The 20,038-nt window shown below is 68.1% G+C and carries 32 protein-coding genes; all 32 read left to right on the top strand.

The genetic code is table 11. The features are described 5' to 3' along the window. The 32 genes from rpsG to rpsM all read left to right on the top strand — a co-directional run bounded on the left by rpsG (position 1) and on the right by rpsM (position 20,017). Complete coding sequence (gene rpsG, locus ACOJVX_RS23420; RefSeq protein ID WP_016698049.1) at positions 1 to 471, top strand: 30S ribosomal protein S7; 471 nt, start codon at positions 1 to 3, stop codon at positions 469 to 471. An 88-nt stretch (positions 472 to 559) separates the two neighbouring features. Next, on the top strand, positions 560 to 2,659 hold the full coding sequence (fusA, locus tag ACOJVX_RS23415; protein WP_030226542.1) for an elongation factor G: 2,100 nt from the start codon (positions 560 to 562) through the stop codon (positions 2,657 to 2,659). A gap of 157 nt (positions 2,660 to 2,816) precedes the next feature. Then, positions 2,817 to 4,010 carry an elongation factor Tu gene (gene tuf, locus ACOJVX_RS23410; RefSeq protein ID WP_016698485.1) on the top strand — a complete coding sequence of 398 codons (1,194 nt, stop codon included), beginning with the start codon at positions 2,817 to 2,819 and terminating at the stop codon, positions 4,008 to 4,010. A gap of 396 nt (positions 4,011 to 4,406) precedes the next feature. Next, positions 4,407 to 4,712 carry a 30S ribosomal protein S10 gene (gene rpsJ / locus ACOJVX_RS23405; protein ID WP_016698486.1) on the top strand — a complete coding sequence of 102 codons (306 nt, stop codon included), beginning with the start codon at positions 4,407 to 4,409 and terminating at the stop codon, positions 4,710 to 4,712. 44 nt (positions 4,713 to 4,756) lie between these two features. Further along, the gene (rplC, locus tag ACOJVX_RS23400; RefSeq protein ID WP_026419526.1) at positions 4,757 to 5,410 is read left to right on the top strand and encodes a 50S ribosomal protein L3; all 654 of its coding nucleotides are present in this window, start codon (positions 4,757 to 4,759) and stop codon (positions 5,408 to 5,410) included. After that, complete coding sequence (gene rplD, locus ACOJVX_RS23395; protein WP_026419525.1) at positions 5,410 to 6,126, top strand: 50S ribosomal protein L4; 717 nt, start codon at positions 5,410 to 5,412, stop codon at positions 6,124 to 6,126. Before rplC ends, rplD begins: the two co-directional genes overlap by 1 nt. Beyond that, the gene (gene rplW, locus ACOJVX_RS23390) at positions 6,123 to 6,422 is read left to right on the top strand and encodes a 50S ribosomal protein L23 (RefSeq protein ID WP_026419524.1); all 300 of its coding nucleotides are present in this window, start codon (positions 6,123 to 6,125) and stop codon (positions 6,420 to 6,422) included. Before rplD ends, rplW begins: the two co-directional genes overlap by 4 nt. A 49-nt stretch (positions 6,423 to 6,471) precedes the next feature. Beyond that, on the top strand, positions 6,472 to 7,305 hold the full coding sequence (gene rplB / locus ACOJVX_RS23385) for a 50S ribosomal protein L2 (RefSeq protein ID WP_016698490.1): 834 nt from the start codon (positions 6,472 to 6,474) through the stop codon (positions 7,303 to 7,305). Positions 7,306 to 7,323: 18 nt separating this feature from the next. After that, positions 7,324 to 7,605 (top strand): 30S ribosomal protein S19, encoded by a 282-nt coding sequence (gene rpsS, locus ACOJVX_RS23380; RefSeq protein ID WP_016698491.1) that lies wholly within the window; start codon positions 7,324 to 7,326, stop codon positions 7,603 to 7,605. A 46-nt stretch (positions 7,606 to 7,651) separates the two neighbouring features. After that, entirely contained in the window at positions 7,652 to 8,083 is a 432-nt protein-coding gene (gene rplV, locus ACOJVX_RS23375) for a 50S ribosomal protein L22 (protein ID WP_016698492.1), read from the top strand. After that, positions 8,083 to 8,901 carry a 30S ribosomal protein S3 gene (gene rpsC, locus ACOJVX_RS23370; protein ID WP_026419522.1) on the top strand — a complete coding sequence of 273 codons (819 nt, stop codon included), beginning with the start codon at positions 8,083 to 8,085 and terminating at the stop codon, positions 8,899 to 8,901. Before rplV ends, rpsC begins: the two co-directional genes overlap by 1 nt. Positions 8,902 to 8,904: 3 nt before the next feature. Further along, positions 8,905 to 9,324, top strand: coding sequence for a 50S ribosomal protein L16 (gene rplP, locus ACOJVX_RS23365; RefSeq protein ID WP_016698494.1), 420 nt, complete (start codon positions 8,905 to 8,907; stop codon positions 9,322 to 9,324). Next, complete coding sequence (rpmC, locus tag ACOJVX_RS23360) at positions 9,324 to 9,578, top strand: 50S ribosomal protein L29 (protein WP_016698495.1); 255 nt, start codon at positions 9,324 to 9,326, stop codon at positions 9,576 to 9,578. The genes rplP and rpmC overlap by 1 nt, the downstream gene beginning before the upstream one ends. Continuing rightward, the gene (gene rpsQ / locus ACOJVX_RS23355) at positions 9,575 to 9,877 is read left to right on the top strand and encodes a 30S ribosomal protein S17 (protein WP_026419521.1); all 303 of its coding nucleotides are present in this window, start codon (positions 9,575 to 9,577) and stop codon (positions 9,875 to 9,877) included. Before rpmC ends, rpsQ begins: the two co-directional genes overlap by 4 nt. A gap of 135 nt (positions 9,878 to 10,012) precedes the next feature. Continuing rightward, the gene (gene rplN, locus ACOJVX_RS23350) at positions 10,013 to 10,381 is read left to right on the top strand and encodes a 50S ribosomal protein L14 (protein WP_016698497.1); all 369 of its coding nucleotides are present in this window, start codon (positions 10,013 to 10,015) and stop codon (positions 10,379 to 10,381) included. Continuing rightward, entirely contained in the window at positions 10,381 to 10,695 is a 315-nt protein-coding gene (gene rplX, locus ACOJVX_RS23345) for a 50S ribosomal protein L24 (RefSeq protein ID WP_026419520.1), read from the top strand. Before rplN ends, rplX begins: the two co-directional genes overlap by 1 nt. Positions 10,696 to 10,697: 2 nt before the next feature. Continuing rightward, the gene (rplE, locus tag ACOJVX_RS23340; RefSeq protein ID WP_016698499.1) at positions 10,698 to 11,261 is read left to right on the top strand and encodes a 50S ribosomal protein L5; all 564 of its coding nucleotides are present in this window, start codon (positions 10,698 to 10,700) and stop codon (positions 11,259 to 11,261) included. Between the two features lie 48 nt (positions 11,262 to 11,309). Continuing rightward, a complete protein-coding gene (locus ACOJVX_RS23335) occupies positions 11,310 to 11,495 on the top strand; it encodes a type Z 30S ribosomal protein S14 (protein ID WP_016698500.1) in 186 nt (61 codons plus the stop codon). A gap of 103 nt (positions 11,496 to 11,598) precedes the next feature. After that, positions 11,599 to 11,997 carry a 30S ribosomal protein S8 gene (rpsH, locus tag ACOJVX_RS23330; protein ID WP_026419519.1) on the top strand — a complete coding sequence of 133 codons (399 nt, stop codon included), beginning with the start codon at positions 11,599 to 11,601 and terminating at the stop codon, positions 11,995 to 11,997. Between the two features lie 16 nt (positions 11,998 to 12,013). After that, on the top strand, positions 12,014 to 12,553 hold the full coding sequence (gene rplF, locus ACOJVX_RS23325) for a 50S ribosomal protein L6 (protein WP_026419518.1): 540 nt from the start codon (positions 12,014 to 12,016) through the stop codon (positions 12,551 to 12,553). After that, positions 12,550 to 12,966, top strand: coding sequence for a 50S ribosomal protein L18 (gene rplR, locus ACOJVX_RS23320; protein WP_016698503.1), 417 nt, complete (start codon positions 12,550 to 12,552; stop codon positions 12,964 to 12,966). Before rplF ends, rplR begins: the two co-directional genes overlap by 4 nt. Positions 12,967 to 13,006: 40 nt before the next feature. Further along, positions 13,007 to 13,612, top strand: a complete 606-nt coding sequence (gene rpsE / locus ACOJVX_RS23315) for a 30S ribosomal protein S5 (RefSeq protein ID WP_016698504.1) — start codon at positions 13,007 to 13,009, stop codon at positions 13,610 to 13,612. A gap of 1 nt (position 13,613) precedes the next feature. Further along, positions 13,614 to 13,796, top strand: a complete 183-nt coding sequence (gene rpmD / locus ACOJVX_RS23310) for a 50S ribosomal protein L30 (RefSeq protein ID WP_016698505.1) — start codon at positions 13,614 to 13,616, stop codon at positions 13,794 to 13,796. 5 nt (positions 13,797 to 13,801) lie between these two features. Next, positions 13,802 to 14,245 (top strand): 50S ribosomal protein L15, encoded by a 444-nt coding sequence (rplO, locus tag ACOJVX_RS23305; RefSeq protein WP_026419516.1) that lies wholly within the window; start codon positions 13,802 to 13,804, stop codon positions 14,243 to 14,245. Positions 14,246 to 14,736: 491 nt separating this feature from the next. Next, positions 14,737 to 16,047 carry a preprotein translocase subunit SecY gene (secY, locus tag ACOJVX_RS23300; RefSeq protein WP_026419515.1) on the top strand — a complete coding sequence of 437 codons (1,311 nt, stop codon included), beginning with the start codon at positions 14,737 to 14,739 and terminating at the stop codon, positions 16,045 to 16,047. Continuing rightward, entirely contained in the window at positions 16,047 to 16,601 is a 555-nt protein-coding gene (locus tag ACOJVX_RS23295) for an adenylate kinase (protein WP_026419514.1), read from the top strand. Before secY ends, ACOJVX_RS23295 begins: the two co-directional genes overlap by 1 nt. 103 nt (positions 16,602 to 16,704) lie before the next feature. Further along, positions 16,705 to 17,499 carry a type I methionyl aminopeptidase gene (gene map, locus ACOJVX_RS23290; RefSeq protein ID WP_026419513.1) on the top strand — a complete coding sequence of 265 codons (795 nt, stop codon included), beginning with the start codon at positions 16,705 to 16,707 and terminating at the stop codon, positions 17,497 to 17,499. An 85-nt stretch (positions 17,500 to 17,584) separates the two neighbouring features. After that, the gene (locus ACOJVX_RS23285; protein WP_418155093.1) at positions 17,585 to 18,004 is read left to right on the top strand and encodes a DUF1707 SHOCT-like domain-containing protein; all 420 of its coding nucleotides are present in this window, start codon (positions 17,585 to 17,587) and stop codon (positions 18,002 to 18,004) included. Between the two features lie 258 nt (positions 18,005 to 18,262). After that, positions 18,263 to 18,745, top strand: a complete 483-nt coding sequence (locus tag ACOJVX_RS23280) for a DUF1707 domain-containing protein (protein WP_026419511.1) — start codon at positions 18,263 to 18,265, stop codon at positions 18,743 to 18,745. Between the two features lie 301 nt (positions 18,746 to 19,046). Next, complete coding sequence (gene infA / locus ACOJVX_RS23275; protein ID WP_005166804.1) at positions 19,047 to 19,268, top strand: translation initiation factor IF-1; 222 nt, start codon at positions 19,047 to 19,049, stop codon at positions 19,266 to 19,268. A gap of 55 nt (positions 19,269 to 19,323) precedes the next feature. Beyond that, on the top strand, positions 19,324 to 19,437 hold the full coding sequence (gene rpmJ / locus ACOJVX_RS23270) for a 50S ribosomal protein L36 (protein ID WP_016698434.1): 114 nt from the start codon (positions 19,324 to 19,326) through the stop codon (positions 19,435 to 19,437). A gap of 199 nt (positions 19,438 to 19,636) precedes the next feature. After that, positions 19,637 to 20,017: a 30S ribosomal protein S13 gene (gene rpsM, locus ACOJVX_RS23265; protein ID WP_026419510.1), complete on the top strand. Its 381-nt coding sequence runs from the start codon at positions 19,637 to 19,639 to the stop codon at positions 20,015 to 20,017. The last annotated feature ends 21 nt before the right edge of the window (positions 20,018 to 20,038 follow it).

Here is a 20,038-nt window from a genome sequence, read left to right as displayed (position 1 = left end):
ATGCCCCGCAAGGGTCCGGCCCCGAAGCGGCCGCTGATCTCCGATCCCGTCTACGCCTCACCTCTGGTGACGCAGCTCATCAACAAGGTGCTCAGGGACGGCAAGCGCTCGCTGGCTGAGAAGATCGTCTACGAGGCCCTGGAGGGCACCCGGGAGAAGACCGGCACCGACCCGGTCGTCACGCTCAAGCGTGCCCTGGACAACGTGAAGCCCACCCTGGAGGTGCGCAGCCGCCGGGTCGGTGGCGCCACCTACCAGGTGCCGGTGGAGGTGCGCGCTGGTCGTTCCACCACGCTGGCGCTGCGTTGGCTGGTGTCCTTCGCCCGGCAGCGCCGGGAGAAGACGATGGTCGAGCGGCTGATGAACGAGCTGCTGGACGCCAGCAACGGCCTGGGTGCGAGCGTCAAGCGGCGCGAGGACACCCACAAGATGGCGGAGTCCAACAAGGCGTTCGCGCATTACCGCTGGTGATTGGAGTAGCTCGACGCGTACCCGCGTCGGGTCTTCGACCACCCCACAGACAGCTAGGACCAGCTGATCAAGAACGGGGAAGAGTCTCGTGGCACGCGAAGTGCTGACTGACCTGGCCAAGGTCCGGAACATCGGCATCATGGCCCACATCGACGCCGGCAAGACCACCACGACCGAGCGGATCCTGTACTACACCGGGATCAACTACAAGATCGGCGAGGTGCACGACGGCGCGGCGACGATGGACTGGATGGAGGAGGAGCAGAAGCGCGGCATCACCATCACCTCCGCCGCGACCACCTGCTTCTGGGACGACAACCAGATCAACATCATCGACACGCCTGGCCACGTGGACTTCACCGTCGAGGTCGAGCGGTCCCTGCGGGTGCTCGACGGCGCCGTCGCCGTCTTCGACGGCAAGGAAGGTGTCGAGCCCCAGTCCGAGCAGGTCTGGCGGCAGGCGGACAAGTACGAGGTTCCGCGCGTCTGCTTCGTCAACAAGATGGACAAGCTCGGCGCGGACTTCTACTTCACCGTCCGCACCATCGAGGACCGCCTCGGGGCCAAGCCGCTGGTGATCCAGCTGCCGATCGGCGCGGAGAGCGACTTCGCCGGTGTCATCGACCTGGTGGAGATGCGCGCCCTGACCTGGCGCGGCGACGTCCAGAAGGGCGAGGACTACACCGTCGAGGAGATCCCGGCGGAGCTCGCCGACACGGTGGCCGAGTACCGGGAGAAGCTGCTCGACGCGGTCGCCGAGACCGACGACGACCTGATGGACGCCTACCTCGGTGGCGAGGAGCTGACGGTCGAGCAGATCAAGGCCGGTATCCGGAAGATCACCTGCGCCCGTGAGGCGTACCCGGTGCTGTGCGGGTCCGCGTTCAAGAACAAGGGCGTCCAGCCCATGCTCGACGCGGTCATCGACTACCTGCCCTCGCCGCTGGACGTCCCCGCGGTGCACGGGACGCTCCAGGACGGCGAGACGCACGTCGAGCGCAAGGCGAGCGTGGACGAGCCCTTCTCCGCGCTGGCGTTCAAGATCGCCGTGCACCCGTTCTTCGGCAAGCTGACCTACGTCCGGGTCTACTCCGGCAAGTTGGCCAGCGGCACCCAGGTGGTCAACGCCACCAAGGAGCGCAAGGAGCGCATCGGGAAGCTCTTCCAGATGCACTCCAACAAGGAGAACCCGGTCGACGAGGCCAGGGCGGGCCACATCTACGCGGTGATCGGTCTCAAGGAGACCACCACCGGTGACACGCTGGCCGACCCGCAGGCCCCGGTGGTCCTGGAGTCGATGACGTTCCCGGCTCCGGTCATCGAGGTCGCGATCGAGCCGAAGACCAAGAGCGACCAGGAGAAGCTCTCCACGGCGATCCAGAAGCTCGCCGAGGAGGACCCGACCTTCCAGGTCAAGCTCGACGAGGACACCGGCCAGACGATCATCAAGGGGATGGGCGAGCTCCACCTCGAGGTGCTGGTCAACCGGATGAAGAGCGACTTCAAGGTCGAGGCCAACATCGGCAAGCCGCAGGTGGCCTACCGGGAGACCATCCGGAAGACCATCGAGAAGTACGAGTACACCCACAAGAAGCAGACCGGTGGCTCCGGTCAGTTCGCGCGGGTCATCATCAAGCTCGAGCCGCTGCAGAGCACCGAGGGTGCCCTCTACGAGTTCGAGAACAAGGTGACCGGTGGCCGGGTCCCGAAGGAGTACATCCCCTCGGTCGACCAGGGCGCGCAGGACGCGATGCAGTACGGCGTCCTGGCCGGGTACCCGCTGGTGGGTGTGAAGCTCACGCTGCTCGACGGCGCCTACCACGAGGTCGACTCGTCGGAGATGGCGTTCAAGGTGGCCGGCTCGATGGCGTTGAAGGAGGCGGCCCGCTCCGCGAGCCCCGCCCTCCTCGAGCCGATGATGGCGGTGGAGGTGACGACGCCCGAGGACTACATGGGTGACGTCATCGGTGACCTGAACTCCCGCCGTGGGCAGATCCAGTCCATGGAAGAGCGCAGTGGCACTCGCGTCGTCAAGGCGCTCGTCCCGCTGTCGGAGATGTTCGGGTACGTGGGTGACCTGCGGTCGAAGACCCAGGGTCGCGCCAACTACTCGATGCAGTTCGACTCCTACGCCGAGGTTCCGCAGAACGTCGCGAAGGAGATCATCGCGAAGGCGACGGGCGAGTGATCCAGCCCACCTGAGCGGAGGTTCGCCACCGTCGCACGGCGGTGGCGGGCCATCGCACCACGGGCCGCTCAACCCGGGCGGCGACCGATCGAAACCGCCTGGCACTGACCACAGGTCGAACGGCGGGAAGCAAGAAGAAGTCCAGGAGGACAAACCAGTGGCGAAGGCCAAGTTCGAGCGGGACAAGCCGCACGTCAACATCGGAACCATTGGTCACGTCGACCACGGCAAGACCACCCTGACCGCGGCGATCACCAAGGTTCTGCACGACAAGTACCCGGAGCTGAACCCCTTCACGCCGTTCGACGAGATCGACAAGGCGCCGGAGGAGAAGCAGCGCGGTATCACGATCAACATCGCGCACGTCGAGTACCAGACCGAGAAGCGTCACTACGCGCACGTCGACGCCCCCGGTCACGCCGACTACATCAAGAACATGATCACCGGTGCCGCCCAGATGGACGGCGCGATCCTGGTGGTCGCGGCGACCGACGGCCCGATGCCGCAGACCCGTGAGCACGTGCTGCTGGCCCGTCAGGTGGGTGTGCCCTACATCCTCGTCGCGCTGAACAAGTCCGACATGGTGGACGACGAGGAGATCCTGGAGCTCGTCGAGCTCGAGGTCCGCGAGCTGCTCTCCTCGCAGGAGTTCCCCGGCGACGACGTCCCGGTCGTGCGCGTCTCCGCGCTGAAGGCGCTGGAGGGCGACGCCGAGTGGGGCGCCAAGCTCCTGGAGCTGATGGAGGCCGTCGACGAGAACGTGCCGGACCCGGTGCGTGAGGTCGAGAAGCCGTTCCTGATGCCCATCGAGGACGTCTTCACCATCACCGGTCGTGGAACGGTTGTCACCGGTCGTATCGAGCGCGGCCAGATCAACCTGAACGAGGAGGTGGAGGTGGTCGGCATCAAGGAGAAGTCCTTCAAGACCACCGTCACCAGCATCGAGATGTTCAAGAAGTTCCTCGACCAGGGCCAGGCCGGCGACAACGCCGCCCTGCTGCTCCGCGGTGTGAAGCGCGAGGAGGTCGAGCGGGGCCAGGTCGTGGTCAAGCCCGGCACGACCACGCCGCACAAGAAGTTCGAGGCGCAGGTCTACATCCTGTCCAAGGACGAGGGTGGCCGCCACACGCCGTTCTTCAACAACTACCGCCCGCAGTTCTACTTCCGGACCACGGACGTGACCGGCGTGGTGACCCTCCCCGAGGGCACCGAGATGGTGATGCCCGGTGACAGCACCAGCATCTCCGTCGAGCTGATCCAGCCCGTGGCCATGGACGAGGGTCTGCGGCTGGCGATCCGTGAGGGTGGCCGCACCGTCGGTGCCGGCCAGGTCACCAAGATCGTCGAGTGAGTCGTTGAGGAGGCGCGCTCCGTCAGGAGCGCGCCTCCCCCCGATTTGGGTGGCCACACCGTGGTGTGGCATCCTGTATGGGTTGCTCGCCCTGAGGGCGAGAGCCGGCGTCCCGAGCCAGATGGGAGCTTGGGTCGATTACGGATCGCCGCCGGGAGTTCTTCGCTGTGCGGAGGATGGCGGTGGCGATGGATCCCAACGACCAGAGCCGACGGGCAGGTCTGTGAGCATCGGGCGCGACACGCCCGACCGCGTGGACCGGTGACCGTGATGACTGGCCGTGTTTCCTCCGAGGTGGGGGCGCTGTCATGAGTCGGGACCAGGTCGGGGAGCAACGCGGCACACTCGCAGCGTTAGTCACATAGCGGCACGAGACTAGAGGAACGGCAAGCCATCATGGCGGGACAGAAGATCCGCATCCGGCTCAAGGCCTACGACCACGAGGCGATCGACGCGTCCGCGCGCAAGATCGTCGAGACTGTGACGCGCACCGGCGCTCGGGTCGTCGGACCGGTGCCGCTGCCCACCGAGAAGAACGTGTACTGCGTCATTCGCTCGCCGCACAAGTACAAGGACTCTCGCGAGCACTTCGAGATGCGTACGCACAAGCGTCTGATCGACATCCTCGACCCGTCGCCGAAGACGGTGGATGCGCTCATGCGTATCGACCTGCCGGCCAGCGTCGACGTCAACATTCAGTGATTTCGGGCGCGACGGATTCCAAGCGGCGGAGATGAACGAGACCCATGTCTGACAGGCAGATCAAGGGGATCCTGGGTACCAAGCTCGGTATGACCCAGGTCTTCGATGAGAACAACCGGATCGTGCCGGTGACGGTCGTGAAGGCCGACCCGAACGTGGTCACGCAGATCCGGACCCCGGAGAAGGACGGCTACTCGGCCGTGCAGCTCGGCTTCGGCGCGGTGGACCCGCGCAGGGTGACCAAGCCGCGCGCCGGTCAGTTCACCGCGGCCGGGGTGACCCCGCGCCGCCACCTGGTGGAGCTGCGGACGGCCGACGCCGGTGGCTACGAGGTCGGCCAGGAGGTGACGGCCGAGGTGTTCGACTCCGGCGTCCTGGTGGACGTCGTCGGCACCAGCAAGGGCAAGGGCACCGCGGGTGTGATGAAGCGGCACGGCTTCGCTGGCCTCGGCGCGAGCCACGGTACCCAGCGCAAGCACCGCTCGCCCGGCTCGATCGGTGGCTGTGCCACCCCGGGCCGCGTGTTCAAGGGTGTGCGGATGGCCGGCCGGATGGGCAACGTCCGGGTGACCACCCAGAACCTCAAGGTGCACCGCACCGACGTGGACGCCGGCCTGATTCTGATCAAGGGCGCCATTCCCGGCCCGAAGGGCGGACTGGTGCTGGTCAAGACCGCCGCGAAGGGTGGTGCCGTCTGATGAGCGCGAGCTCTGTTGAGATCAAGACCCCGGCCGGCGGGACCGACGGCTCGGTCGAGCTGCCCGCCGAGGTGTTCGACGCCCAGGCGAACGTGGCGTTGATGCACCAGGTCGTGGTGGCCCAGCAGGCCGCCGCGCGCCAGGGCACCCACTCCACCAGGACGCGTGGCGAGGTCGCCGGTGGTGGCCGCAAGCCCTACCGCCAGAAGGGCACCGGTCGGGCCCGCCAGGGTTCGGTGCGGGCTCCGCAGTTCGTCGGCGGTGGCACGGTGCACGGCCCGGTTCCGAGGGACTACTCCCAGCGGACCCCCAAGAAGATGAAGGCCGCCGCCCTGCGCGGCGCGCTGTCGGACCGCGCGCGGGCCGGCCAGGTCCACGTCGTGTCGGCCGTGGTGGCGGGCGACGCCCCGTCCACCAAGAGCGCCCGCAAGGTGCTGGAGGGCGTCACCTCCGCTCGCCGGGTGCTGGTCGTCCTCACCCGTGAGGACGTCCTCGGCTGGCAGAGCCTGCGCAACCTGACGAACGTGCACCTGATCGCACCGGACCAGCTGAACACGTACGACGTGCTGGTCAACGACGACGTGGTGTTCACCAAGGACGCGCTGTCGTCCTTCCTCGCCGGCCCCATCAGTGGCAAGGCGGTCAAGGCGACCGCCAGGTCCTCCGAGGTGGCCGAGTCCGGCGTCGGTGAGGCTGAAGAGGAGGCTGGGAAGTGATTTCCGACCCCCGCGACATTCTGGTCGCGCCGGTGATCTCCGAGAAGAGCTACGGGCTCCTCGAGGAGAAGAAGTACACCTTCGTGGTGTCGCCGAGCGCGAACAAGACCGAGATCAAGATCGCGGTCGAGAAGGTCTTCGGTGTGAAGGTCACCACGGTGAACACGCTCAACCGCAACGGCAAGCGCAAGCGCACCCGCACCGGGTTCGGCAAGCGCAAGGACACCAAGCGGGCGATCGTGACCCTGCACCCGGACAGCAAGCCGATCGAGATCTTCGGCGGCCCGGCCGCGTGAGGCGGCCGGATAGTCGAACCGGACTCTAGTGACTGAGGACTGCTGAGACATGGGCATCCGCAAGTACAAGCCGACGACGCCGGGCCGTCGTGGCGCCAGCGTGTCCGACTTCGCCGAGATCACTCGGTCGGAGCCGGAGAAGTCGCTGGTGCGCCCGCTGCACGGCCGCGGCGGCCGCAACGCGCACGGCAAGATCACCACCCGGCACAAGGGTGGCGGTCACAAGCGCGCCTACCGCCTGATCGACTTCCGCAGGGCGGACAAGGACGGCGTGCCGGCCAAGGTCGCGCACATCGAGTACGACCCCAACCGGACCGCGCGGATCGCGCTGCTGCACTACGCCGACGGCGAGAAGCGCTACATCATCGCCCCGGACAAGATCAAGCAGGGTGACCCGATCGAGAGCGGCGCTCGCGCCGACATCAAGCCGGGCAACAACCTGCCGCTGCGCAACATCCCGACGGGCACCGTGGTGCACGCGATCGAGCTCCGCCCCGGCGGTGGCGCGAAGATCGCCCGCTCCGCCGGTTCGCGGGTGCAGCTCGTGGCGAAGGACGGCCCCTACGCCCAGCTGCGGATGCCCTCCGGGGAGATCCGCAACGTGGACGTGCGCTGCCGCGCCACGGTGGGTGAGGTCGGGAACTCCGAGCACAGCAACATCAACTGGGGCAAGGCGGGCCGCAACCGCTGGCGGGGCAAGCGCCCCACCGTGCGTGGTGTCGTCATGAACCCGGTGGACCACCCGCACGGTGGTGGTGAGGGCAAGACCTCCGGTGGTCGCCACCCGGTCAACCCGAACGGCAAGCCCGAGGGCCGGACCCGCCGCCGCAAGCCGAGTGACAAGCTCATCGTCCGCCGCCGGCGCACCGGCAAGAAGCGCTGAGCAGGGAGGGAGTGAAGGATGCCACGCAGCCTGAAGAAGGGCCCGTTCGTTGACGACCACCTGCTCAAGAAGGTGGACGCGCTGAACGAGACCGGCAAGAAGACCGTCATCAAGACCTGGTCCCGCCGCTCGACGATCATCCCGGACATGTTGGGCCACACCTTCGCGGTGCACGACGGCCGCAAGCACGTCCCGGTGTTCGTCACCGAGTCGATGGTCGGGCACAAGTTGGGCGAGTTCGCCCCGACCCGGACCTTCAAGGGACACGTCAAGGAAGACCGCCGTTCGCGCCGCCGCTGAGGCGCCAACCGTGACACGGATGAACCAAGAGCAAGGGGTAACAGCGATGAACGCCCGAAAGGACGCCGCGGCGCCGGAAGACGCGGAGACGCCGTCGCGCGCCGTGGCGCGGGCCCGCTACGTCCGCGCGACGCCGATGAAGGTGCGCCGCGTGGTCGATCTCGTGAGGGGCCGCAACGCCCAGGAAGCTCTGGCCGTGCTGCAGTTCGCGCCGCAGGCGGCGAGTGAGCCGGTAGCGAAGGTGGTCGCGAGCGCGGTCGCCAACGCACAGAACAACCTGGATCTTGACCCGGACACGCTGTGGATCTCGACGATCTACGTGGATGAGGGGCCGACGCTGAAGCGGATTCGGCCGCGCGCCCAGGGGCGGGCGTACCGAGTCCGGAAGCGGACCAGCCACATCACCGTCGAGCTCGAGTCGCGGCCGAAGGCCGCGGCGGGTGCTCGCAAGTCCAGCGCGAAGGGAAGTGCCCGGTAGTGGGTCAGAAGATCAACCCGCACGGCTTCCGGCTGGGGATCACCACTGACTGGAAGTCCCGCTGGTACGCCGACAAGCAGTACTCCGAATACGTCGCCGAGGACGTGAAGATCCGCCGGATGCTCTCCAAGGGCATGGAGCGGGCCGGTATCGCCAAGGTGGACATCGAGCGGACCCGGGACCGGGTGCGCGTCGACATCCACACCGCGCGGCCGGGCATCGTCATCGGTCGTCGTGGCGCGGAGGCGGACCGCATCAGGACCGAGCTGGAGAAGCTCACCAAGAAGCAGATCCAGCTCAACGTCCTCGAGGTCAAGGGACCCGAGTCGGACGCCCAGCTGGTGGCCCAGGGGGTCGCCGAGCAGCTGTCCAACCGTGTCGCCTTCCGGCGTGCCATGCGCAAGGCGATCCAGTCGGCGATGCGCTCGCCGCAGGTCAAGGGCATCCGCGTCAAGGTGAGCGGCCGGCTCGGCGGTGCCGAGATGTCCCGTTCCGAGTTCTACCTCGAGGGTCGGGTGCCGCTGCACACGCTGCGCGCGGACATCGACTACGGCTTCTTCGAGGCGAAGACGACCTTCGGCCGCATCGGCGTCAAGGTGTGGATCTACCGAGGTGAGCTGGTCGGCGGGCTGAAGGCCCGCGAGGCCAACACCGAGTCCCGCCCGCCGCGCCGTGACCGCTCCGACCGCCCGAACCGCCGTCGTGGCGAGGGTGGGCAGCGGGGTGGCCGGGCCAAGGAGGCCGTGGCGGCTGGTGCCGGCGCGGCCGAGTCCACCCCGGCGGCGGCTGAGGCGCCCGCCGAGAAGACGGAGGGCTGAGAGATGCTCATCCCGCGCAAGGTCAAGTACCGCAAGCAGCATCGCCCGGTCCGCCGTGGCATGTCCAAGGGCGGGAACCAGGTCACCTTCGGTGAGTTCGGCATCCAGGCGCTGGAGCCGGCCTACGTGACCAACCGGCAGATCGAGTCCGCTCGTATCGCCATTACCCGGCACATCCGCCGTGGCGGCAAGGTCTGGATCAACATCTTCCCGGACCGTCCGCTGACGAAGAAGCCCGCCGAGACCCGGATGGGTTCCGGTAAGGGTTCCCCGGAGTACTGGGTGGCCAACGTGAAGCCCGGTCGGGTTCTGTTCGAGATGAACTACCCGAACGAGCCGGTGGCTCGTGAGGCCCTGCGCCGCGCGATCCACAAGCTCCCGATGAAGTGCCGGATCGTGACCCGTGAGGGTGGTGAGTTCTGATGGCAGCGGCTACCACGAGCGCGGCCGAGCTGCGTGAGCTCAGCCACACCGATCTGGTGCAGCGTCTGCGGGAGGCCAAGGAGGAGCTGTTCAACCTCCGTTTCCAGATGGCCACCGGCCAGCTCGAGAACAACCGTCGGCTGCGCGTCGTGCGGCACGACATCGCCAGGATCTACACGGTGATGCGTGAGCGTGAGCTGGGCCTCTCGGTGTCGCCGGAGCAGGACGAGGCCACGGATGAGGGTGCCGCATGAGTGAGAAGGACGTGAACGGCGCGGTGACTGACACCACTGGTGGCGACGCGCGCAACAGCCGCAAGGTGCGCGAGGGATACGTCGTGTCCGACAAGATGGACAAGACGATCGTGGTCCAGCTCGAGGACCGCAAGAAGCACGCGCTCTACGGCAAGGTCATGCGGCGCACCACCAAGGTGAAGGCGCACGACGAGCAGAACTCCGCGGGCGTGGGCGACCGCGTGCTGCTGATGGAGACCCGGCCGCTGTCGGCCACCAAGCGGTGGCGGCTGGCCGAGGTCCTGGAGAAGGCCAAGTAAGAGGCTCGAGGGCACCTGTGGTGTCCTTGGTCTGGACGGGTGGCGGCCCGACGGTGGTCGGGCCGCCCTCCGCATGAGGAGACCGCGTGCGTCGGGTCGGAAATCCGGCGCACAAGAAGCAGGTCAGGAGTAGACGTGATCCAGCAGGAGTCGCGGCTTCGGGTCGCCGACAACACGGGCGCCAGGGAGATCCTGTGCATCCGGGTTCTCGGCGGGTCCGGGCGGCGGTACGCGAGCATCGGCGACATCATCGTGGGCACGGTGAAGGAGGCCATCCCGGGCGCCAACGTCAAGCGTGGCGACGTGGTGAAGGCCGTCGTGGTGCGCACCGCCAAGGAGAAGCGCCGTCCGGACGGTTCCTACATCCGGTTCGACGAGAACGCGGCGGTCATCATCCGGAACGACAACGAGCCGCGTGGGACCCGCATCTTCGGCCCGGTCGGCCGGGAGCTCCGGGACAAGAAGTTCATGAAGATCATTTCGCTGGCGCCGGAGGTGCTCTGATGAAGGTGCACAAGGGCGACACCGTGGTGGTCATCGCCGGCAAGGACAAGGGCGCGAAGGGCAAGGTCATCCAGGCCTACCCGCACACCCAGCGCGTCCTGGTCGAAGGCGTGAACCGGATCAAGAAGCACACCAAGATCTCCCGTACCCAGCGTGGCGCGCAGTCCGGCGGCATCGTGACGCAGGAGGCCGCCATCCACGTGAGCAACGTGCAGGTGGTCGACTCCGACGGCAAGCCGGCGCGCGTGGGTTACCGCGAGGACGAGGACGGTCGGCGGGTGCGGATCTCCCGCAGGAACGGTAAGGACATCTGAGCATGACGACCGCAGAGAAGATCGTCCCCCGGCTGAAGGTCCGCTACCGCGAGGAGATCGTCCCCGGCCTGCGCGAGCAGTTCGACTACGGCAACCCGCACCAGATCCCCGGTGTGGTCAAGGTCGTCGTCAACATGGGCATCGGCGAGGCGGCCAGGGACGGCAAGCTGATCGAGGGCGCCGTGCGCGACCTCGCCAGCATCACCGGCCAGCGGCCCGAGGTCCGCCGGGCCCGCAAGTCCATCGCACAGTTCAAGCTCCGTGAGGGCATGCCGATCGGCGCCAGGGTCACCCTGCGCGGCGACCGGATGTGGGAGTTCCTTGACCGACTGCTGACGATCGCGCTGCCGCGTATCCGCGACTTCCGCGGTCTGTCGGACCGGCAGTTCGACGGCAAGGGCAACTACACGTTCGGCCTGAGCGAGCAGTCGATGTTCCACGAGATCGATCTCGACTCGATCGATCGTCCGCGGGGCATGGACATCACGGTCGTCACCTCGGCGATCAACGACGAGGAAGGCCGGGCGTTGCTGCGCCGGCTGGGCTTCCCGTTCAAGGAACGCTGAACCGACCGTCCGTCATCGCGACGTGAGCATCGAAGTTGAGGAGAACCGATGGCCAAGAAGGCGCTGATCGCGAAGGCGTCGCGCAAGCCGAAGTTCGCGGTGCGGGCCTACACCCGTTGCCAGCGCTGCGGGCGTCCGCACGCTGTGTACCGCAAGTTCGGCCTGTGCAGGGTGTGCCTTCGTGAGATGGCCCACCGCGGCGAACTGCCCGGTGTGCACAAGTCGAGCTGGTGAGGTCGCGGGCGCCGGAGTCGGCGCCCCGCCGCCAGTTCGCTGACCACTAGTTCGCTCAAGGCCCCGACGGGGAACCAGGGCGAGAAAGGTTGACCAGGTCACCATGACGATGACCGACCCGATCGCAGACTTCCTGACACGTCTGCGTAACGCCAGCTCGGCATACCACGACGAGGTCGTGCTGCCGCACTCCAAGCTGAAGGCCAACATCGCCGAGATCCTCAAGCGTGAGGGTTACGTCTCCGGCCACCGTGTCGAGGACGGCGAGAAGAGCCAGAACCTGGTCGTCGAGCTCAAGTACGGGCCGAACCGCGAGCGGAGCATCGCGGGCCTGCGGCGTGTATCGAAGCCCGGCCTTCGGGTGTACGCCAAGTCCACCACGCTGCCGCGCGTGCTCGGTGGTCTTGGTATCGCGATCATCTCGACCTCCGGCGGTCTGATGACCGACCGGCAGGCGGCCAAGCAGGGCGTGGGCGGGGAAGTCCTCGCCTACGTCTGGTGAGGAAGGGGGTAACGGCATGTCGCGCATTGGGAAGCTGCCGATCACCGTTCCCTCGGGTGTCGATGTCGCCATCGACGGCCGCACGGTGACGGTGAAGGGCCCGAAGGGTTCGCTCAGCCACACGCTGGTGGAACCCATCACGATCGATCGTGACGAGGATGGCTCCCTGCTGGTGAGCCGCCCCGACGACGAGCGGAAGAGCAGGTCGCTGCACGGGTTGTCGCGGACTCTCGTCAACAACCTGATCGTCGGCGTGAACCAGGGCTACGAGAAGAAGCTGGAGATCCACGGCGTCGGTTACCGCGTGACGCTCAAGGGCTCCGAACTGGAGTTCGCGCTCGGCTTCAGCCACCCGGTGAAGGTCGCGCCCCCGGAGGGTGTGACGTTCCAGGTGGAGAGCCCGACCAAGTTCTCCGTCCACGGCATCGACAAGCAGCGCGTGGGCGAGGTCGCGGCCAAGATCCGCAAGCTGCGGCGGCCGGACCCGTACAAGGGCAAGGGCGTGCGGTACGCGGGCGAGGTCATCCGCCGCAAGGTCGGAAAGACGGGTAAGTGATCATGAGCGAAAGCACTGCAACCACCGCCGCCAAGCGCAAGCCCGTCGGCAAGGACGTGTCGACCACGCGTCGGGTGGCCAGGGCCCGCCGGCACTTCCGTCTTCGGAAGAAGATCAGCGGTACGGCGGAGCGGCCGCGTCTTGTCGTGCACCGTTCCTCGCGGCACATCGTGGCCCAGGTGATCGACGACCTGGCTGGCCACACGCTGGCGTCCGCGTCGAGCCTCGAGGGCGACGTCCGCGCGCTGGACGGCGACAAGAAGGCCAGGGCGGCCAAGGTCGGCGAGCTGGTGGCGGCCCGCGCGAAGACCGCGGGCATCGGCACCGTCGTGTTCGACCGGGGCGGCTACGAGTACCACGGCCGGATCGCGGCCCTGGCCGACGCCGCGCGCGAGGCGGGGTTGGAGTTCTGAGAACCATGGACAGGATCGAGTTGAACGAGAGGGTCGTCTGATGCCAGGACGCACGCGTCGTGACGGCGGGTCGGAGCGCGGAGAGCGCCGCGACCGCCGGGACGGTGGCCGCGGCGGGGCGGCCCAGGAGAAGACCCCGCATCTTGAGCGCGTGGTCGCGATCAACCGCGTGGCCAAGGTCGTCAAGGGCGGTCGGCGTTTCAGCTTCACCGCGTTGGTGATCGTCGGTGACGGCGACGGCATGGTCGGTGTCGGTTACGGCAAGGCCAAGGAGGTGCCGGCAGCGATCGCCAAGGGCGTCGAGGAGGCCAAGAAGAGCTTCTTCCGCGTCCCGAGGATCGCCGGCACCATCACGCACCCCATCCAGGGCGAGGCGGCGGCCGGTGTCGTGCTGCTGCGCCCGGCGGCCCCCGGTACCGGTGTCATCGCCGGTGGTCCGGTGCGTGCCGTGCTGGAGTGCGCCGGTGTCCACGACGTGCTGAGCAAGTCGCTCGGCAGCGACAACGCGATCAACATCGTGCACGCGACGGTGGCCGCGCTGAAGGGCCTGCAGCGGCCGGAAGAGGTCGCGGCTCGCCGTGGCCTGCCGCTCGAGGACGTCGCGCCGGCCGGAATGCTGCGGGCCAGGGCCGGGCAGGGAGTGTGACATGGCGCAGCTCAAGGTGACCCAGGTGCGCAGCACCATCGGTAACAAGCAGAACCAGCGGGACTCGCTGCGGACGCTCGGGCTGCGGAAGATCCGCCAGTCCGTGGTCCGCGACGACAACCCCGAGGTTCGCGGTCTGATCAACACCGTCCGCCACCTGGTGACGGTGGAGGAGGTGAACTGAAGGTCATGACCATCAAGATTCACCACCTGCGGCCCGCGCCCGGTTCCAAGACCGCCAAGACCCGCGTCGGTCGTGGTGAGGGTTCCAAGGGCAAGACCGCGGGTCGTGGGACCAAGGGCACGAAGGCACGGAAGAACGTGCCCGCGGCCTTCGAGGGTGGGCAGATGCCGCTGCACATGCGGCTGCCCAAGCTCAAGGGCTTCAAGAACCGTTTCCGGGTGGAGTACCAGGTCGTCAACGTCTCGGACCTGGGGCGCCTCTTCCCGGAGGGTGGCACGGTGGGCATCGACGAACTCGTCGCCGCCGGCGCCGTCCGGAAGAACCAGTTGGTGAAGGTGCTGGGCACCGGCGACCTCGGCGGAGTCAAGCTGGACGTCACCGCCAACGCCTTCTCCAGCAGCGCGATCGAGAAGATCACCGCCGTCGGTGGGACGACCACCACGGTCTGATCGCGTCAGAGCACCGCGCGCGGCCCGCAGGGGAGTCCTCCCCTGCGGGCCGCGCGCGTTCTCGCCGTTCCGGGGGGTCCACGCCGGGGCCGAGCGGTGGGTGGGAGGGGTGGTGCAGGAGATCATCGGATCCGGTGACCGCCTCGCTGGGGCCGTCACCCGGTGTGGACCTCCTCGGGACGCGAACCCTGGTTCGAGGCCGCTTGTGACACGGAAGTGGGAGTCGGTGGGCGGGCCACTGGTACGAGTGGACGAAGGAGCACGCGACACCCCGCCGCTCGCCGTCCGCCCGGTGCGCGGAAACCGGCCGTAGATCGACAAGTTTCCCCGCAGCACTGGTGGTCAACCCCGGGCAGGCTGTTAGAGTCGTGCACGCTTCGTGTCAGCAGGCACGAGGCCGGTTGCCTGCGCGGCAGGCCGCAATGCTGCCGGCATCCGCCGGCCACGAAGATCGTCGGTCGGAGAGGCCGACGACGCCGAGGAGGTCACGCGTGCTCAGCGCCTTCCGCGCGGCTCTCACGACGCCGGACCTGCGCAAGAAGATCCTGTTCACCCTCGGGATCGTCGCGGTGTACCGGCTCGGGGCCAACGTTCCGTCGCCTGGTGTCTCCTCGCCCAACATCCGGCAGTGCCTCGAACTCATCGAGAACAGCGGCAGCGCGAACATCTACTCGCTGCTGAACCTGTTCAGCGGTGGCGCCCTGCTCCAGCTCTCGCTGTTCGCGCTGGGCATCATGCCCTACATCACCGCGAGCATCATCGTGAACCTGCTCGGGGTGGTCATCCCCAGGTTCGAGCAGCTGCGCAAGGAGGGCCAGTCCGGCCAGGCGAAGCTGACGCAGTACACGCGGTACCTCGCGATGGCCTTCGCCGTCCTGCAGGCCACCACGTTCGTGGCGCTCGCCCGGTCGGGCCAGCTGTTCGGCAACTGCCCGCACCAGGTCATCCCGGACGGGTCGGTCTTCAACCTCGTCGTCATCGTCATCGTGATGACGGCCGGCACCGCCCTGGTCATGTGGTTCGGCGAGATGGTCACCGAGCGCGGCGTCGGCAACGGCATGTCGCTGCTGATCTTCTGCTCCATCGCGGCCCGGATCCCGGCCGAGGGCAGCAGCATCCTCCAGACCCAGGGCGGCGTGGTCTTCACCGTCGTCTGCATCTTCGCGCTGGCCATCATCGTGGCGGTCTGCTTCGTCGAGCAGGCCCAGCGCCGGATCCCGGTGCAGTACGCGAAGCGGATGGTCGGGCGGCGGATGTACGGCGGCACCTCGACCTACCTGCCGTTGAAGGTGAACCAGGCCGGCGTCATCCCGGTGATCTTCGGTTCCTCCCTGCTCTACCTGCCGCAGTTGATGTCGCAGCTCGTCGGTGACGGCACCGGGTGGCTGAACAGGTTCATCGACGACTACATCGTTCCCCAGTCGAGCTGGGTGCACATCCTCCTGTTCTTCGCGCTGATCATCTTCTTCACCTACTTCTACGTGTCCATCACGTTTAACCCGGACGAGCGGGCCGACGAGATGAAGAAGTTCGGTGGCTTCGTCCCGGGGATCCGCCCGGGCCGCCCGACGGCGGAGTACCTGAGCTTCGTGTTGAGCAGGATCACGCTGCCCGGCTCCATCTACCTGGGTATCGTCGCGGTGCTGCCGAACTTCTTCTTGAGCATCACCGAGGAAGGCGCGAACCAGAACTTCCCGTTCGGCGGTACCGCGGTGCTGATCATGGTGAGCGTCGGTCTTGACACCATGAAGCAGGTGGAGAGCCAGCTCATGCAGCGAAACTACGAAGGGTTCCTCCGGTAGTGCGACTCGTCTTGGTAGGCCCGCCCGGAGCGGGCAAGGGCACGCAGGCAGCCGTCCTCAGCGCGAAGCTGGGCGTCCCCCACGTCTCCACGGGGGACCTGTTCCGCGCGAACATCAGCCAGCGGACGCCGCTGGGGGAGGAGGCCAAGCGCTACCTGGACGAGGGCCAGCTCGTCCCGGACGAGGTCACCAACGGCATGGTCCGGGACCGGCTGCGCCAGGAGGACGCGGTGGGCGGCTTCCTGCTGGACGGGTTCCCCCGCACGGTGGGCCAGGCCGAGGTGCTCACCGAGTTCCTCGGCGGGCAGGGCCACCAGCTGGACGCGGTCCTGGAGTTCCAGGTGCCGGAGGACGAGGTCGTCACCAGGATGTTGGCCCGGGGCCGTGCGGACGACACCGAGGACGTGATCCGGACCCGCCTCGCGGCCTACCGGGGGAGCACGGCCCCGGTGCTGGACTACTACCGGCCGAAGGTCGTGGGGATCGACGCGTTGGGATCCATCGAGGAGATCACCGGGCGGGCGCTGCGGGCGCTCGGGGTGACGGGCTCCTGACGGCGGGGCCGGTCCCGACCGCGGGACCGGCCGCTTCCATGACCGAGTGGTGCCGCCCGACGAGGTCGGGCGGCACGAGTGCGAAGAGTGCGGGGGCCGAGACGTGCTGAAGCGAAGCCGGGGAATCCAGCTCAAGTCGCGTGGCGAGCTGGAGGCGATGCGAGCGGCGGGACTGGTGGTCGCCGGCGCGTTGGCCGCGGTGCGGGCGGCGGTCCGCCCCGGTGCCAGCACCGCCGAACTCGACGAGATCGCCGAGACCCACATCCGGGAGGCTGGCGCCGTCCCGTCCTTCAAGGGCTACCACGGCTTCACCGGCTCGATCTGCGCCTCGGTGAACGAGCAGGTCGTGCACGGCATCCCCACCACCACGCGGGTGCTGGCGGAGGGTGACCTCATCTCCGTCGACTGCGGGGCGATCCTCGAGGGCTGGCACGGCGACTCGGCGGTGACGGTGCCGGTGGGCCAGGCGTCCGAGGCCGACCTCCGGTTGTCCGAGGCGACCCGGTTGTCCATGCTCGCGGGCATCGCCGCCTGCCGCCCGGGGAAGCGGTTGACCGACATCTCGCACGCGATCGAGCTGGAGACCCTGCGGGTGCAGGAGGAGCACGGCGTCGAGTACGGGATCGTCGCGAACTTCGGTGGGCACGGCATCGGCACCGAGATGCACATGGAGCCCTACATCCCCAACTACGGGAAGCCCGGTCGGGGACCCAAGCTCCGGGAGGGGATGGCGCTGGCCATCGAACCGATGTTGACCCTCGGCACGGACGACACCCGTGAACTGTCGGACGGGTGGACGGTGGTCACAGCCGACGGGACCCGGGCGGCGCACTGGGAGCACACGGTCGCGCTGACCTCCGACGGGCCGTGGGTGTTGACGGCGCCGGCCGAGGACTGATCGGCCCACGACGACCGGTTGCGATTCGAGCACCGAGTTCCGCGAACCGCTCCCGGTCGACTCGCGGATGCGGAAGGATGTCAGCGTGAGCGAGCCTATTCGTGCCGACGCCATGCGCGCGTCCGACGCTGACCGCAAGCGGATCCAGGACCAGTTGCACTGGGCGCACGCCGAGGGCCTGCTCGATCTGTCCGAGTTCGACAGCCGGGTGCGCTCCGCGTGGGACGCGAAGACCACCGGCGAGTTGGACCGGGTCGTCGCGGATCTGCCGTTGCCCCGCCCCAAGGGCCGGCGCCGGGTGTTCGCCCCCGGCGCGGGTGGCACCGCGATGCGGGTGCTGACGACGATCTGGCTGAGCGCCTCGGTGGCGAACATCGTCATCTGGGGCCTGCTCTACATGACGGGCACCGCGGTCTACCCGTGGTGGGTGTGGGTGGCGGTGCCTCCCGGCGCGGTGCTCGGTGCCCTCTACGCCAGCGGGATCGGCCGCCCCCGCAGTTCCTGAGGCCGAGACGCGCCCCGCCCAACCCCGCCGTGGCCTCCTCGGCCGGAGGTGCCGCTTGGCCGGGGCGTCACGACCGGGTGCGGCGCCCGCGCCGAGGGCCGCCGCCAGGTGCGCACCAGCGGGTGCCGGCCCGGGTGGCCGGCCGGAACAGTGCCACCGCGGTCGCCTCCCACGTACGATGGGCGCACGCGTCTGGTCGCCCCGGGAGGTTGGTGACCCGGTAGTGGCACGGCGGGCGCGTTCCCTGGGGAGGGTGGAGTGGGCGAGCCGGTTTCCTGGAGCGAGATGCGGGCCTCGGACGGCGACCGCCAGCGGGTCGCGGAGCGCCTGGGCGCGGCGCAGGCGGACGGCCGGCTGAGCATGTCGGAGTACGACACCCGCCTGCGGGACGCGCTGGCGGCCAGGACGTACGGGGAGCTGGACCGGCTCACGAAGGACCTGCCGGACCCGACTGGTGGCGCCGCGACCCCGGAGGAGCCGGGTCAGGGCCTGGCGGATCAGCGCGGCGGGGATGTCGCCGAGCGGACCAGCGGGTGCCCGGCCACCCCGCCGAAGTCCGACCTGAGGCGCGCCGCCGAGGCGTGGGCCTCCGTCAGCGCCATCACCTTCACCATCTGGCTCATCGGTTTCGTGACCGGCGGGGGCGCCTCGAACCCGTGGTGGTTGTGGGTGGCGGGCCCGTGGGGAGCGGTGATCCTCGTCATGGCGCTGAGCGGGGCGGGAAAGCGGTACTCGAACTGACGCCGGCACCCCCGTGGCCGGGCCGTGCCGTGCCCCAGGTGGAGCTGACCTGCGCGAAGGGCTACACTGGCTCAACGGCGCACTCCTCGCGCTGACTCCATCGTGCCGTGTGTCGTGCGGCAGGCCGGTTCTCGACGGGCCTGGGGCGGCACTCCCCTTTCGGTGTGATCGACGGTTCCGTCGGTGCGCGTCCGAGTGGCGCGGGAAGCAGTGCGAGTGGTCCGCCGGCATCGGGAGACCGCGTTCGTCCTGGTCATCCCGGTGTGACCGCCAAATGACACCGTCACGAAACGCGGAGGACATGGGCAAGAAAGACGGGGCCATCGAGGTCGAAGGTCGCGTAGTCGAGCCGCTCCCCAACGCGATGTTCCGAGTCGAGCTGGAGAACGGCCACAAAGTCCTGGCCCACATCAGCGGCAAGATGCGGCAGCACTACATCCGCATCCTGCCCGAGGACAGGGTAGTCGTGGAGCTGTCGCCCTACGACCTGTCCCGTGGGCGCATCGTCTACCGCTACAAGTGACCTCCACGGTGCCCGGGCTGGTCCCGGGCACGCGTCCGAGCAGGAGAGCACGACCGTGAAGGTCCAGCCAAGCGTCAAGAAGATCTGCGACAAGTGCCAGGTGATTCGCCGTCACGGGCGGGTCCTGGTGATCTGCGACAACCAGCGTCACAAGCAGCGTCAGGGCTGAGCACCGCCTGACGTGGTGACCGTCGCGTTGTGACGCTTGTCGCGGAGCAGACGACGAGAGAAGAACACATCTCCTCCGACCTGTCGTGCGTGGAGCACGGCTGACCCCCGGACTCCGGGCCGGGGCCCGGGCCGCACTCGCGGCCGCGGGGCGGCGGAGGAGCAGACCTGGAGCGAAGAGACAAAGGAGAACGCGCCGGATGGCACGTGTCGCTGGCGTCGATCTTCCCCGCGACAAGCGGATGGAGATCGCGTTGACCTACATCTACGGCATCGGCCGTACCCGCTCGAAGGAGTTGCTGGCAGCCACCGGGATCAGCCCGGACATGCGGACCGGCGACCTGACCGACGACGACGTGGTGCGTCTGCGGGACCAGATCGAGAACAACTACAAGGTTGAGGGTGACCTCCGCCGCGAGGTGGCCGCCGACATCCGCCGCAAGGTCGAGATCGGCTGCTACGAGGGGCTTCGGCACCGTCGCAGGCTGCCGGTGCGTGGTCAGCGGACCAAGACCAACGCCCGGACCCGCAAGGGCCCGAAGAAGACCGTGGCCGGCAAGAAGAAGGCCGGGCGCAAGTAACCCCTCGCGCGCACTGAGGAG

The organism is Actinoalloteichus caeruleus (genome assembly GCF_049311605.1).
In the GTDB taxonomy this organism is placed as follows: domain Bacteria; phylum Actinomycetota; class Actinomycetes; order Mycobacteriales; family Pseudonocardiaceae; genus Actinoalloteichus_B; species Actinoalloteichus_B caeruleus.
Note: the sequence above shows the minus strand (reverse complement) of the source record. Positions and strands in the feature narration are given on the sequence as shown.